The organism is Methyloversatilis discipulorum, from assembly GCF_018780585.1.
GTDB lineage: Bacteria > Pseudomonadota > Gammaproteobacteria > Burkholderiales > Rhodocyclaceae > Methyloversatilis > Methyloversatilis discipulorum_B.
In genome coordinates this window covers 98,844-113,054 of sequence record NZ_JADMJL010000024.1, presented here as the reverse complement: position 1 = coordinate 113,054, position 14,211 = coordinate 98,844, and the positions used below count along the sequence as shown (strand labels likewise).

The window sequence follows — 14,211 nt, the reverse complement described above, 5'->3', positions numbered from 1 at the left end:
ATCACCTTGCGCTGGTCGTTCGACACGTCGTCGTATTCGAGCAGCTGCTTGCGGATGTCGAAGTTGCGCTGTTCGACCTTGCGCTGCGCCGATTCGAGCGAGCGATTCACCATCGCGTGCTCGATCGCCTCGCCCTCCGGCATCTTCAGCCGCAGCATGATGGCGTTCAGTCGTTCACCGCCGAAGATGCGCATCAGCGGATCTTCCAGCGACAGGTAGAAGCGCGACGAGCCCGGGTCGCCCTGGCGGCCGGAGCGACCGCGCAGCTGGTTGTCGATGCGGCGCGATTCGTGGCGTTCGGTGCCGATGATGTGCAGGCCGCCGGCGGCGATCACCTGTTCGTGCAGGGACTGCCATTCGCTGCGCAGCTTCTCGACGCGCGCGGCGCGGTCGGCGTCGCCCATGCTCTGGTCCTGCTCAAGCGCCTGCACCTGCTTCTCGACGTTGCCGCCGAGCACGATGTCGGTACCGCGACCGGCCATATTGGTGGCGATCGTGATCACGCCCGGCCGGCCGGCCTGGGCGACGATTTCCGCCTCGCGCTCGTGCTGCTTGGCGTTCAGCACCTGGTGCGGAAGCTTTTCCTTGTTCAGAAGACCGGACAGCAGCTCCGAGCTTTCAATCGAGGTGGTACCGACCAGCACCGGCTGGCCCCGCTCGTGGCAGTCCTTGATGTCGGCGATCACCGCCGCGTACTTTTCCTTGGCCGTGCGATACACCAGGTCGTTCATGTCCTTGCGGATCATCGGCCGGTGGGTCGGGATCACGACGGTTTCCAGGCCGTAGATCTGGTGGAATTCGTAGGCTTCGGTGTCGGCGGTACCGGTCATGCCGGCGAGCTTGCCGTACATGCGGAAGTAGTTCTGGAAGGTGATCGAGGCCAGCGTCTGGTTCTCGGCCTGGATCTGCACGCCTTCCTTCGCTTCGACCGCCTGGTGCAGACCGTCCGACCAGCGGCGGCCCGGCATCAGACGACCGGTGAATTCGTCGACGATGATGATTTCGCCGTTCTGAACCACGTACTGCTGGTCGCGGAAATACAGGTTGTGCGCGCGCAGGCTGGCGTAGAGGAAGTGCACCAGCGTGATGTTGGCCGGCTCGTACAGGCTGCGGCCGGCTTCGAGCAGGCCGTGCTGGACCAGGATCTCTTCCGCGTGTTCGTGACCGGCTTCGGTCAGCAGCACGGTATGCGCTTTCTCGTCGACCCAGTAGTCGCCCGGGCCGTCCTCGACCTCGCAGCGCGTGAGCAGCGGTGCGACCGCGTTGAGCTTCACATAGAGGTCGGTGTGGTCGTCGGCCTGACCGGAAATGATCAGCGGCGTGCGCGCCTCGTCGATCAGGATGGAGTCCACCTCGTCGACGATGGCGAAGTTCAGGCCGCGCTGCACGCGCTCGCCCTGCGAATACACCATGTTGTCGCGCAGGTAGTCGAAGCCGAATTCGTTGTTCGTGCCGTAGGTGATGTCCGAGGCGTAGGCGGCCTGCTTCAGGTCGTGCGGCATGCGCGACAGGTTCACGCCGGTCGTCATGCCGAGGAAGCCGTAGAGCCTGCCCATCTGTTCGGCATCGCGGCTGGCGAGGTAGTCGTTCACCGTCACCACATGCACGCCCTTGCCGGACAGCGCATTCAGATAGACCGGCAGGGTCGCGGTCAGCGTCTTGCCTTCGCCGGTGCGCATTTCGGCGATCTTGCCCGAATGCAGCATGATGCCGCCGACCAGCTGCACGTCGAAGTGGCGCATGCCGTGCACCCGCTTGCTCGCCTCGCGCACCACGGCGAAGGCTTCGGGCAGCAGGTCGTCGAGGGTTTGCCCGTCGGCCAGACGCTGCCGGAACTCGGCGGTCTTGCCGGTGAGGGCTTCGTCACTCAATCCGGACAGTTCGGATTCCAGTGCATTGATGCGGGCGATGACCGGACGGTATTTCTTCAGCAGGCGATCGTTGCGGCTGCCGAACAGCTTGGTGAACAGGGATGCAATCATCGAAGACAGAAGCCCGGCACGGGCAAACCGATGGCGGAAAAGACAGCGATTCTAGCATGTGCCCGTTGGCAGCCCTGTGACGGCGGGGGCGCCGGGCCGGCGCTGCGGGAGGCTTGCCCGAGGTGGCCCGGTTTCAGTGCGCGTGGCTATCGGCGGATGCCTGCCGCGCATTCGCGGGAAGCGCCTTGCGCGCCAGTTCGAGGAAACGGTTGGGGTTCTGCGCGACGTCCTTGACGCGCACTTCGAAGTGCAGGTGCGGCCCGGTCGAGCGACCGGTGCTGCCGACCTCGGCGATCTTCTGACCGCGGCGTACCAGCGTGCCCGGCGCGACCAGCAACTTGCTGGCGTGCGCGTAGCGGGTGACCAGATCGCGCCCGTGATCGATCTCGACCATATTGCCGTACTGCGGATGGAAACTGGCCGTGGTCACGACGCCCGCTGCCGCGGCGATGATGGGCGTGCCCACCTCGGCGACGAAGTCGACGCCCTCGTGCATCGCACGCGAGCCGTTGAATGGATCGATGCGCCAGCCGAAACCGGAGGCGTTCCAGGTGCCGCCATTGACCGGTAGCGTGGACGGCACCAGCGACAGGGTGGCCTGATCGAGCAGCAGTTCCGATTCGATCACGCCGAGGTAGTCGTCCTGCTGCGCCAGCAGATCGGAGAACTGCTTCATCTGCGCTTCGAGTTCGTCCGCCGACAGCGTGTTCTCGTTGATCAGCGGGCCACCGCGACCGGGCGGTGCGCTGTTCACGACGGGTTCGGGTGCCTTGACGCCGGCGAGCTTGGCCAGCCGGGTGCCCAGCGTGTCGAGCTGTATCAGCTGGGCCTGCATCTGCCCGAGCTTGACCGCCATCGTGTTCAGATTCTCGCGTACGAACTGTTCGCTGCGCTGGATTTCCTCGTTGCGCGCTGCGGTGATCAGTTCGTCGATCACCGGCAGTCGCCACTCGCTGGCGTGCTTCAGCGTGATGAACGAGAACGCCGAGGCGAGCATGAAAACGAGTACCGTGAAGGCGAACAGTGCGCCTGCGAGGTGCCACGGCCGGATGGTGATGGCCTTGGCGGTTGTCAGGCGGTCGGAAACCAGAATAATCTGCACATCCGCTCCCTAAGTCTTCTTATGTCTGCCCGTCGCCTGCACGACCATCTCAATGCACAGGACTCGCTGGCAAATCTGGCGTCGCACGTCAGACAGATCGCCCGCGTGCAGAGAGCCTACGAAAAATTCCTGCCAACCGAACTGACGCAGGTCAGTCGGGTGCTGAACGTGAAGCAGGGTGTCGTGGTGGTCAGCGCTTCGTCTGGCGCTGTTGCCCACCGGCTGAAGCAGTTGCTGCCCAGCGCAAGGCTGGCACTGCAGGAAAGTTGCGGCGAGGTTACCGAAGTCAGGGTGAAGGTGCAAGCATTTGATCCGCCTCGGATTACTGCGCCCGTTGCACCCCGGCCGGTCAGCGAATCGGCGCGTCGGGAACTGCTTTCCGGGGCCGCGGCGCTCGACCCGTCGAGCGCGCTGCGCAGTGCGCTGGAGCTGCTGGTCGCGCGCGCCAAAGCTAAAGGATGATCACGCGTTCCAGCAGGAACAGTGCGAGGATGCCCAGCGTCGCGATGACCGCGTAGCGGAGCAGCGTCCAGGCGAAATTCAGGTAACGCGGGTCTCGCGTCAGCACATAGCCGAGAAACGATGCGCCGACGGTGATGATCAGCAGGATGCCGATCAGGCGCAGGATGAGCACGTGCCGCTCAGGCGAAGGCGGGCGCCGAGCCGGCGTCGTCGGCCAGCGGACGGTACTGGTGCGACACCGCGGACGGCGTCTGTGCCGGCTGGTCGAAGCTCGCCCACTCCCAGGCACCCTCCTGCGCCAGCAACGCATGCAGCAGCGCGTTGTTCAGCGCGTGGCCGGACTTGTGCGCGCTGAAGGCGGCAAGCAGCGGGTGGCCGAGAATGTACAGGTCGCCGATGGCGTCCAGCACCTTGTGCTTGACGAATTCGTCGGCGTAACGCAGGCCGTCACTGTTGAGCACGCGGTACTCGTCCATCACGATCGCGTTCTCCAGGCTGCCGCCCTGGGCGAGACCGTTCTGTCGCAGGTATTCGACTTCGTGCATGAAGCCGAAGGTGCGCGCACGGGCGACGTCGTCGATGTAGGACTGATGGGCGAAATCGACCTTGACCTGGGTGCCGGTACGCTCGATCGCCGGGTGTCGGAACTCGATCGAGAATTCCAGGCTGAAACCTTCGTACGGGTCGAGACGCGCCCACTTGTCGCCGTCCTTCACCTCGACCGTCTGCAGCACGCGGACGAACTTCTTCGCCGCTGCCTGCTCGACGATGCCGGCCTGCTGGATCAGGTAGACGAAGGTGGAGGCCGAGCCATCCATGATGGGCAGTTCGGGCGCGTCGACATCGACGAACACGTTGTCGACGCCGAGACCGGCAAGCGCCGACATCAGGTGCTCGACCGTCGAGATCGTGGCGCCTTCACGGCCGATGCAGGAGGCCAGGCGCGTGTCGCCGACGGCGTGCGCGTCGGCACGCAGTTCGACCGGCGGCGTCAGATCGACGCGCCGGAACATGACGCCGGTATCCGCCGGGGCGGGGCGCAGCTCGAGATTGACCTTGAGGCCGGAGTGCAGGCCGACGCCGGTGGCGCGGACGATGGAACGGAGGGTGCGTTGCCGGATCATGGCAGACAGGACGACTGAAAGCGAAAGTTCAAGTTTACCTCACCTCCGCGTCACGCCCCTGTAACAGGGCGTATCCGTCCGGCCGGGCGGCCGGACGGGTGCAGCACGGCCGGTATCAGTCCGCCTGCTTGCGCAGGAAGGCCGGAATATCCAGCGTTTCGACGCCGTTGGCGCGCATGGCTTCGACCGCGCTCGACGCGGTGCGGCCACCGCGGCCGCGCATCACGGCCGGGATGTCGAGGTGCGAGTAGTCGGTGCCCATCGCGGCGGCCGGCATCGCGACGTCGTCGGTGCCGGTGCGGATGATGGTCATCGGCGGCTTGCTGCTCATCGCGCGCGGGGCGCCGAGGCCGGTGGCGACCACGGTCACGCGCAGGCGGTCTTCCATCGAGTCGTCGAACACCGTACCGAAGATGACGTGGGCGCCTTCGGCGGCGAAGGCACGCACGGTTTCCATCGCGTCCTTCACTTCCTTCATCTTCAGCGAGCGGCTGGCCGTGATGTTGACCAGCACGCCACGCGCGCCGGACAGTTCGACACCTTCGAGCAGCGGGCTGGCGACAGCCTGTTCGGCAGCGATGCGTGCGCGGTCCATGCCGGCGGCTTCGGCCGAGCCCATCATCGCGCGACCCATCTCACCCATCACCGTGCGCACGTCCTGGAAGTCGACGTTCACCAGGCCCGGGATGTTGATGATTTCGGCGATGCCGCCGACGGCATTGCGCAGCACGTTGTCGGCAGCCTTGAAACCGTCTTCCAGGCTGGCGTCCTCACCGAGGACTTCCATCAGCTTCTCGTTCAGCACGACGATGAGGGAGTCGACGTGGCGGGCGAGTTCGTCGATGCCGGATTCAGCGGCGCGCATCCGGTTTTCGTAATCGAAGGGCTTGGTGACGACGGCGACGGTCAGGATGCCCATCTCCTTCGCCACTTCCGCGACGATGGGGGCGGCGCCGGTGCCGGTGCCTCCGCCCATGCCGGCGGTGATGAACACCATCTCGGCACCGCGCAGCTGGTCGGCGATGTGTTCGCGGTATTCCTCGGCGGCGGTGCGGCCGACTTCGGGCTTGGCGCCGGCGCCGCGGCCGTTCTTGCCGAGCTGGATCTTGACCGGGGCGAGGTTGCGGGTGAGTGCCATGCCGTCGGTGTTGGCGGCGATGAATTCGACGCCGTTCACACCTTCACGGATCATGTGATCAACCGCGTTGCCGCCGGCTCCACCGACGCCGATCACCTTGATCACTGCACCCACCGGTTCCTTGTCGAGAATCTCGAACATATCCGCCCTCCTGTTTTCCACGAACGCCTCCGAGCCTGAAGGCTCTTATGGCTACAAAACGCGCGCCACCACTAGATTTAGTGATTGCGCGCAAGTATACGACTAAACTTAGTGCAACGCATGCCGTAGATGCCGTTTGCGTCCCGAATTTCAGAAATTTCTTTCGAACCAGGAGCGCATGTTGGCCAGCACCTGACGGACGTTCCTCGTTTCGCGCGCAACCTGTCCGCGACGACGCTGCGCAGCGCCTTCCATCACCAGTCCGATCGCCGCCGCGTAGCGCGGATGCCGCACCACGTCGGCAAGGTTGCCGCTGCACTCCGGCACCCCGACGCGCGACGGCAGGTGGAACACGTCCTCTGCCAGATCCGCCATGCCGCGCATGGTTGAGCTGCCGCCCGTCAGCACCACGCCGGACGACAGCAATTCCTCGTAGCCGCTGCGTCGCAGCTCGGCCTGCACCAGTTCGAACAGCTCCGACACGCGCGGCTCGATCACGTCGGCCAGTGCCTGACGCGACATGCGGCGCGGGCCGCGGTCGCCGATGCCCGGCACTTCGATCATGTCCTCGGCGTCGGCCAGTGCCGACATCGCCACGCCGTAGCGCAGCTTGATGTCTTCCGCCTCGGCGGTCGGCGTGCGCAGGGCCATCGCGATATCGTTGGTGATCTGGTCGCCGGCGATCGGGATGACCGCCGTGTGGCGGATCGCGCCCTGGGTGAAGATGGCGATGTCGGTGGTGCCGCCGCCGATGTCGATCAGGCAGACGCCCAGATCCTTTTCGTCCTCCGACAGCGTGGCCTGGCTGGAAGCCAGCGGCTGCAGCACGAGGTCAACCACTTCGAGGCCGCAGCGGCGCACGCACTTGATGATGTTCTGCGCCGCCGACACGGCGCCGGTCACGATATGCACACGCACTTCGAGCCGCTTGCCGCTCATGCCTATCGGCTCGCGCACCCCGTCCTGCCCGTCGATGATGAATTCCTGGGTCAGCGTGTGCAGGATTTCCTGATCGGCCGGAATGGGCATCGCGCGCGCGGTTTCGACCACGCGTTCGAGGTCGAGCCGGGTGACTTCCTTGTCCTTGATGGCGACCACACCATTGGAGTTGAAGCTGCGGATGTGGCTGCCGGCGATGCCGGTGAATACTTCGCGCACCTTGCAGTCGGCCATCAACTCGACTTCCTGGATCACGCGCGAGATCGAATCGACGGTGGCTTCGATGTTGACCACGACACCCTTCTTCAGGCCCTGCGCCTCCTGGGTCGCGAGGCCGAGGATGTCGAGTCGCCCGTCGCTGCCGAGTTGTGCGACGACGGCCGAGATTTTCGACGTGCCGATGTCGAGGCCGACGATGAGGTCCTTGCTGTCTCTTGTCATGGTCTGTCCTGGTGTTCAGTGCTGCTCATTCGTATTGCGTAGCCGTTCGGATAGCGCAGATCGGCGTAGATCACTTTCTGCGCGCCGCGGCGCAGGATTTCCGGCTGGGTATTGACGTAGCGCGCGAGCCGTTCGGCGATCGGCGACTTTTCCTCCTCGCGACCGAGTTCGAGCCGCGTTCCGTCGTCGAGCTGCAACTGCCAGGCCTGGCGGCGCGTCAGCACGAGTTTGCTGATCTGCCGCTCCATCGGCGCCAGCAGATCGCTCCACTCAAGGTGGCGAGCCAGCATGCTGGCCGAGTCCTCGTCCGGTCCGATGAACAGCGGCAGCGCAGCTTCGTGTTCGGCCACGAACAGTTCGCCTTGGGCATTCACCATGCGTGCCGGCACGTTCGGCGGCACCCACCAGCGCGCGACCGCGACGTGCTCCTCGATGTCGATTTCCAGCGAACCGGGCCACACCCGGCGCACCGTGGCGTGGCGCACCCAGGGCAGGCTTTCGAACACGGTGCGTGCGCGCTCGATGTCGGTGGTGAGAAAGCTGCCGGTGACGGCGCGCCGCGCAGCGTCCTCGATCTGCGCGGCACTCACGTTGGCCGGTGCGCGCGTCAGCGTCACCGACTGCAGCGGCAGCACCGGCATGCGGGTGACCATGATCACCAGCGCATAGCCGATCGCCGCACTCGCCAGCAGCAGGATCACGTCGGCGATCATCGTCAGCGCGCGCGGGCTGTCCCACAGGCCGCCGTCATCGCGGCGCTGCGTGGCCTTGTTGCGCGCTGAGGGCTTTTTAGCCAAGGCGGGCCGACTCCAGGATGCGCAGGCACAGTTCGCCGAACTCGATGCCGACCGCACGTGCGGCCATCGGCACCAAGGAGTGCGAAGTCATGCCCGGAGAGGTGTTGATTTCGAGCAGCCAGGGGCGGCCGTCCTCGCCCAGCATCAGGTCGGCGCGGCCCCAGCCGCGGCAGTCGATCAGCCGCGCAGCGCGCATGACCAGATCCTGGATCTCCTGTTCGAGGTCGGCGTCGAGCCCGCTCGGGCAGTGGTACTTCACGTCGTCGGTGAAGTACTTGTTCTGGTAGTCGTAGTTGCCCTGCGGCGCTTCGATACGGATCAGCGGCAGTGCCATGTCGCCGAGGAAGGGCGCGGTCAGCTCGCGGCCGCTGATGAACTGTTCGGCCAGTACCAGCGGATCGCAGCGCGCTGCCTTCTCGTAGGCGCCTTCCAGATCCTCGATGCGGATGACCTTGGTGGCGCCGACGCTGGAGCCTTCGCGCGCCGGCTTCACGAACAGCGGCAAGCCGAGTTCGTTCGCCACGGCGCGGAAATCGCTGCCGGCGTGCAGCAGCTTGTATCGCGGCGTCGGCAGGCCGGCCGACAGCCAAACCATCTTCGTGCGCCACTTGTCCATGCCGATGGCCGAGGCCATCACGCCGCTGCCGGTATAGGGAATGCCGAGGCATTCGAGGGCGCCCTGTATCGTGCCGTCCTCGCCGCCGCGGCCGTGCAGCGCGATGAAGGCGCGGTCGAAGCCGTCACGCTTCAGTTCCCACAGATCGCGTTCCGCCGGGTCGAAGGCGTGGGCATCGATGCCCTGTTCCTGCAGCGCGGCCAGCACCGCGCTGCCCGACATGATGGAAATTTCGCGTTCGGCGGAGCTGCCGCCGAACAGCACGGCGACCTTGCCCAGTGCGGCGGTGTCGTGGGTACTCATTTCTGGATGTCCTGTGCGAATTTGGCGGGCAGTTGCCCGATGGAGCCGGCGCCCATGCCGAGCACGACGTCGCCGTCGCGCACGGTGTCGAGCAGGGTCTGCGGCAACGCGTTGATGTCTTCGACGAATACCGGCTCGACCTTGCCGGCGACGCGCAGCGCGCGCGCCAGCGCGCGGCCGTCGGCGGCGACGATGGGCGCTTCGCCGGCGGCATAGACTTCGGTCAGCACCACCGCGTCGGCGCCCGACAGCACGCGCACGAAGTCTTCGAAGCAGTCGCGGGTACGCGTGTAGCGGTGCGGCTGGAAGGCCAGCACGATGCGGCGGCCGGGGTAGGCGCCGCGCGCCGCTTCGAGCGTGGCGGCCATTTCGACCGGGTGGTGGCCGTAGTCATCGACCAGCGTGAAGCTGCCGCCGGCCGGCAGCGCGATCTCGCCGTGGCGGGTGAAGCGGCGACCGACGCCCTTGAATTCGCCGAGCGCGCGGACGATGGCGTCGTCGGACACGCCGACCTCGTTGGCCACCGCGATGGCGGCCAGCGCGTTGCGCACGTTGTGCAGTCCGGGCAGGTTCAGTTCGACCGGAATGCGGGTGGTCGTGCCATTGACGCGTACCGCGTCGAAGAGCATGCGGGTGCCGTCGGCGCGCACGTTCTCGGCGCGCACCTGGGCGTTCGGATCGAGGCCGTAGCGGATGATCTGCTTCGGCACCTGCGGAATGATCTCGCGCACATTCGCGTCGTCGGCGCACAGCACCGCAACGCCGTAGAAGGGCAGACGGTTAAGGAAGTCGACGAAGGCCTGCTTCAGCTTCGAGAAGTCGTGGCCATAGGTGTCCATGTGGTCGGCGTCGATATTGGTGACGACCGACACCACCGGCGACAGGAACAGGAAGGACGCGTCGGACTCGTCGGCTTCGGCCACCAGGAACTCGCCGGTGCCCAGGCGCGCATTGGCGCCGGCCGAGTTGAGCCGGCCGCCGATGACGAAGGTCGGGTCTAGCCCGCCCTCGGCCAGGCAGCTGGCGATCAGCGAGGTGGTGGTGGTCTTGCCGTGGGTGCCGGCGACCGCCACACCCTGCTTGATGCGCATCAGCTCGGCCAGCATCTGCGCACGCGGCACGATGGGAATCTGCCGCTCACGTGCACGCACGACTTCCGGATTGTCGGCGCTGACCGCGGTCGAGGTGACCACCGCGTCGGCGCCGGCGATGTTGTCGGCCGCGTGGCCCTGCACGACGCGCGCGCCGAGCGCGGCGAGGCGGCGGGTGACCGCGTTGTCGGCAATGTCCGAACCGCTGACCACGTAACCCTGGTTCAGCAGGACTTCGGCGATGCCGCTCATGCCGGATCCGCCGATACCGATGAAATGGATGTGGCTGATCTTGTGTTTCATTTCTGTTGTCCTCGCGCGAGTGCTGCGCAAATGTCGGCTACCTGGGCCGTCGCGCCGGGTCGCGCCAGCGCGCGCGCGCGCTGTGCCATGTCGAGCAGGCGGGCGCGGTCGAGCGAACGGATGAGGGTGGCCAGCGAGCGGGCATTCAGCGCCGTCTGCGGCATCAGTTCAGCCGCTCCGGCGTCGGCGAGAAAGCGCGCGTTGCCCGTCTGGTGGTCGTCGACCGCGTGCGGCAGCGGCACCAGCACCGAGGCGACGCCGGCCGCCGCCAGTTCGGCGACGGTGAGTGCGCCGGCGCGGCAGATGACCAGGTCGGCCTGCGCGTAGGCGCCGGCCATGTCCTGGATGAAGGGCTGCAGCGTGCCGCGCACGTCCGCTGCCGCGTAGGCCGCTTCGAGCGCTGGCATGTTGCGTTCGCCGGCCTGGTGGATCACCTGCGGGCGCTCGCCGTCGGGAATCTGCGCCAGTGCCTGCGGCACCGTGTCATTCAGCACCTGGGCGCCCAGACTGCCGCCGACGACCAGGATGTTCAGCGGACCGCTGCGGCCGGCGAAACGCTCGGCCGGCGCCGGCAGTGCGGCGATGTCGGCGCGTACCGGGTTGCCCGTCCACTCGGCCTTCGACAGCGCATCCGGAAAACCGCCGAGCACGCGGTCGGCAACGCCGGCCAGTACGCGGTTGGCCAGTCCGGCGACCGAATTCTGTTCGTGCAGCACCAGCGGAATGCCACGCAGTGCGGCCATCATGCCGCCGGGGAAGGTGACGTAGCCGCCGAGGCCCAGCACCACCTGCGGCTTCACGCGGCCGAGCACGCCGAGCGCCTGCCAGAAACCGCGCAGCAGATTGAGTGGCAGCATGAGCTTGCGCAGCAGGCCCTTGCCGCGCAGCGCGGTGAAGCGGATGCACTGCAGTTCGTAACCGCGCGGCGGCACGATGCGCGCTTCCATGCCGTCGGCGTTGCCCAGCCAGACGATGCGCCAGCCGCGCGCACGCAGTTCGTCGGCCACCGCGAGGCCGGGGTAGATGTGACCGCCGGTGCCGCCGGCCATGATGAGTGCGGTGCCGCTCATCGCCGGTTCTCCCAGTCGATGCGCAGCAGGATGGCCAGCGCGACGCAATTGACCAGGATGCCGGAGCCGCCGTAACTCATCAGCGGCAGCGTCAGCCCCTTGGTCGGCAGGATGCCCACGTTCACACCCATGTTGATGAAGGCCTGCACGCCGAACCAGATGCCGACGCCCTGGGCGACCAGCCCGGCGTAGGCGCGTTCGAGCAGCAGCGCGCGCCGGCCGATGGCGAAGGCACGGTGCACCACCAGCGCGAACAGGCCGATCACGGTTGCCACGCCGACCAGCCCCAGTTCCTCGCCGATCACCGCCAGCAGGAAGTCGGTGTGCGCTTCGGGCAGGTAGAGCAGCTTTTCGACGCTGCCGCCGAGGCCGACGCCGAACCACTCGCCGCGGCCAAAGGCGATCAGCGAGTGCGTGAGCTGGTAGCCCTTGCCCAGCGGGTCGTTGTTGAACGGATCGAGGAAGGCAATGAAGCGGCCCCAGCGCAGTTCATTGAAGCGGATGATCAGCGCGAAGCCGACCAGCGCCACCACGCCCAGCGAGAAGAACAGCTTGCCGTTGATGCCGCCGAGGAAAAGCATGCCGAAGGCGATCAGCACGATGACGACGAATGCGCCGTAATCGGGCTCGGCCACCAGCAGCGCGCCGACCAGCAGGATGACCAGGGTCATCGGCACGAAAGCGCGACGGAAGGAATGCATCTCGGGCAGCCGGCGCACGATGTAGCTGGCGGCGTAGAGCACGGTGAACAGCTTTACCAGTTCGGACGGCTGCAGGTTCACCGGGCCGAGATTGATCCAGCGGCGCGAGTTGTTCACGACGCTGCCGATGCCCGGAATCATCACCAGCACCAGCAGCACGATGCCGCCGAGGAAGAGCCACATCGACCACGCCTGCCAGGTGCGGATCGGCACCTGAAAGGCCATCAGCGCCGCGACGCCGCCGATGGCGAGGAACACCGCCTGGCGGATCAGGAAGAACTCCTGCTTGTTGCCGGTGAAGCGACTGCTGTCGGCAACGGCGATCGACGCCGAGTACACCATGACGAGGCCGATCAGCAGCAGGGCGACTGCCGGCCACAGCAGCCAGGGGTCGAGTTCGGCCGGCTTCGGCGATTCGCCGAAGCGCGACGAATCAAGTCGCATGCTGCCGCTCATGAGCGCACTCCTTCGGCCGCGATGCGACGCGCTTCGGCGATGAACACCTCGGCGCGGTGTGCGTAGTTACGGAACATGTCGAGGCTGGCGCAGGCCGGGGACAGCAGCACGGCGTCGCCCGACTGCGCCGCGGCGAAGGCGGCGCGGGTGGCTTCTTCCAGCGTGGCGAAGCTGCGGTGAGGGACGCCGTGGGCCGCGAGCACCTCGGCAATGGCCGGCGCGTCGCGCCCGATCAGCGCGCAGAAGCGTGCATGGCGTGCGCACACCGGGCCCAGCGGCGCGAAGTCCTGACCCTTGCCGTCGCCGCCGAGAATGATGATCAGCGGTCGGCCGAGACCTTCGATCGCGGCCACCGTGGCGCCGACATTGGTGCCCTTGGAATCGTCGATGAAGCGCACGCCGGCCGTGTCGAGCACGGTTTCGACGCGATGCGGCAGGCCGGCGAAGTCACGCAGTGCGGTGACGCAGCGCTCCAGTGGCAGGCCGATCGCCTCGCACAGCGCGAGCGCGGCCAGCGCGTTGTGTGCGTTGTGGCGGCCGGCCAGTTTCATCTCGTCAAGCGCGAGCAGCGGCAGCGTGCCGCGCATCAGCTGGGTGCAGCCATCGCGCTCGGCCAGTCCGTAGTCGCCGGTGGTCGGTTCACCGTCGCCGAAGCCGATGGCGCGCGCGCTGGCGCGGCGCATCGCGACCACCCACGGGTCGTCGCGGTTCAGCACCTGCACCGTGTGCGCGCCGAAGATGCGTGCCTTCTCGGCCGCGTAGGCCGGCATGCCGCCCGGGTGACGGTCGAGATGGTCCTGCGTCACGTTGAGCACGGTGGCTGCATCGGCGTCCAGCGTGTCGGTCGTTTCGAGCTGGAAGCTCGACAGTTCGAGCACCCAGGCATCGGGCACCGCACCGGCGTCGAGCACGCGCATCAACGCGTCGAGCGCGGCCGGCGAAATGTTGCCGGCCACCTCGGTGGCGAGGCCGCAGGCGCGGCACAGCGCGCCGGTCAGGGTGGTGGTGGTGGTCTTGCCGTTGGTGCCGGTGATGGCGATCACCTTCGTACGCTCACGCCAGCCGAGGTCGCGCAGTGCACGCGCGAACAGTTCGATCTCGCCGACCACTTCGATCCCGCGGCGCTTCGCTTCCTGCACCAGCGGTTCGTGCGGGGCCAGGCCGGGCGACAGCGCGAGCAGCGCGATGCCGTCGAGCAGGCTGTCGTCGAACTGCCCGCAGCGCAGCTCGGCCGCCGGAATGTCGCGTGCCAGCGCATCGAGTCCGGGCGGCGCGGCACGGCTGTCGGCCACACGCAGCTCGGCGCCCTGGCGGGCGCACCAGCGTGCCATGGCCAGGCCGGATTCACCGAGGCCGAGGACGAGGACGTGGGTGCCAAGGAGACTCACTTCCGCGCCTCCATCGCGTCGCCCGCCGGGCCGCCCCAAGGGCGAGCGCAGCCCCCTCGGCGGGGGCGAGGCCGGGGTTTCGCTGCGCACGCGCAGCGCAGGCCGAGCGGGTCGGCTGTGCAAAGCCGACCCTGTGCGAACGAAGTGAGCGTGGGGG

13 protein-coding genes are annotated in these 14,211 nt (G+C 67.0%); 1 reads left to right on the top strand and 12 read right to left on the bottom strand.

Translation table 11 applies throughout. From position 1 onward, the window contains the following. A partial coding sequence (gene secA / locus IV112_RS12370; protein ID WP_304003791.1) for a preprotein translocase subunit SecA occupies nt 1–1,982 on the bottom strand: 1,982 nt, incomplete at its 3' end. A gap of 133 nt (nt 1,983–2,115) precedes the next feature. Next, nucleotides 2,116–3,084 (bottom strand): M23 family metallopeptidase, encoded by a 969-nt coding sequence (locus IV112_RS12365; RefSeq protein ID WP_304003790.1) that lies wholly within the window; start codon nt 3,082–3,084, stop codon nt 2,116–2,118. A 21-nt stretch (nt 3,085–3,105) separates the two neighbouring features. On the opposite strand from IV112_RS12365, the gene IV112_RS12360 reads away from it, so the two are divergent. Further along, nucleotides 3,106–3,546, top strand: coding sequence for a DciA family protein (locus IV112_RS12360; protein ID WP_304003789.1), 441 nt, complete (start codon nt 3,106–3,108; stop codon nt 3,544–3,546). Here the strand turns inward: IV112_RS12360 and IV112_RS12355 are convergent. The 10 genes from IV112_RS12355 to murD form a co-directional block, all read right to left on the bottom strand. Further along, nucleotides 3,536–3,718, bottom strand: a complete 183-nt coding sequence (locus IV112_RS12355) for a hypothetical protein (RefSeq protein ID WP_019919302.1) — start codon at nt 3,716–3,718, stop codon at nt 3,536–3,538. The genes IV112_RS12360 and IV112_RS12355 overlap by 11 nt on opposite strands. A 7-nt stretch (nt 3,719–3,725) precedes the next feature. After that, the gene (gene lpxC / locus IV112_RS12350; RefSeq protein WP_304003788.1) at nt 3,726–4,670 is read right to left on the bottom strand and encodes a UDP-3-O-acyl-N-acetylglucosamine deacetylase; all 945 of its coding nucleotides are present in this window, start codon (nt 4,668–4,670) and stop codon (nt 3,726–3,728) included. Between the two features lie 115 nt (nt 4,671–4,785). Further along, entirely contained in the window at nt 4,786–5,949 is a 1,164-nt protein-coding gene (gene ftsZ, locus IV112_RS12345; protein ID WP_019919300.1) for a cell division protein FtsZ, read from the bottom strand. A gap of 150 nt (nt 5,950–6,099) precedes the next feature. Then, on the bottom strand, nt 6,100–7,329 hold the full coding sequence (ftsA, locus tag IV112_RS12340; RefSeq protein WP_304003787.1) for a cell division protein FtsA: 1,230 nt from the start codon (nt 7,327–7,329) through the stop codon (nt 6,100–6,102). Further along, nucleotides 7,326–8,126, bottom strand: coding sequence for a cell division protein FtsQ/DivIB (locus tag IV112_RS12335; protein WP_304003786.1), 801 nt, complete (start codon nt 8,124–8,126; stop codon nt 7,326–7,328). Before IV112_RS12335 ends, ftsA begins: the two co-directional genes overlap by 4 nt. Next, on the bottom strand, nt 8,119–9,045 hold the full coding sequence (locus IV112_RS12330; RefSeq protein WP_304003785.1) for a D-alanine--D-alanine ligase: 927 nt from the start codon (nt 9,043–9,045) through the stop codon (nt 8,119–8,121). The genes IV112_RS12335 and IV112_RS12330 overlap by 8 nt, the downstream gene beginning before the upstream one ends. Continuing rightward, nucleotides 9,042–10,439, bottom strand: a complete 1,398-nt coding sequence (murC, locus tag IV112_RS12325; RefSeq protein ID WP_019919296.1) for a UDP-N-acetylmuramate--L-alanine ligase — start codon at nt 10,437–10,439, stop codon at nt 9,042–9,044. The genes IV112_RS12330 and murC overlap by 4 nt, the downstream gene beginning before the upstream one ends. Further along, nucleotides 10,436–11,509, bottom strand: coding sequence for an undecaprenyldiphospho-muramoylpentapeptide beta-N-acetylglucosaminyltransferase (murG, locus tag IV112_RS12320; RefSeq protein WP_304003784.1), 1,074 nt, complete (start codon nt 11,507–11,509; stop codon nt 10,436–10,438). The genes murC and murG overlap by 4 nt, the downstream gene beginning before the upstream one ends. Continuing rightward, nucleotides 11,506–12,666, bottom strand: a complete 1,161-nt coding sequence (ftsW, locus tag IV112_RS12315) for a putative lipid II flippase FtsW (RefSeq protein WP_020163721.1) — start codon at nt 12,664–12,666, stop codon at nt 11,506–11,508. The genes murG and ftsW overlap by 4 nt, the downstream gene beginning before the upstream one ends. Continuing rightward, nucleotides 12,663–14,054, bottom strand: coding sequence for a UDP-N-acetylmuramoyl-L-alanine--D-glutamate ligase (gene murD / locus IV112_RS12310; protein ID WP_304003783.1), 1,392 nt, complete (start codon nt 14,052–14,054; stop codon nt 12,663–12,665). Before murD ends, ftsW begins: the two co-directional genes overlap by 4 nt. Nucleotides 14,055–14,211: the final 157 nt, after the last annotated feature.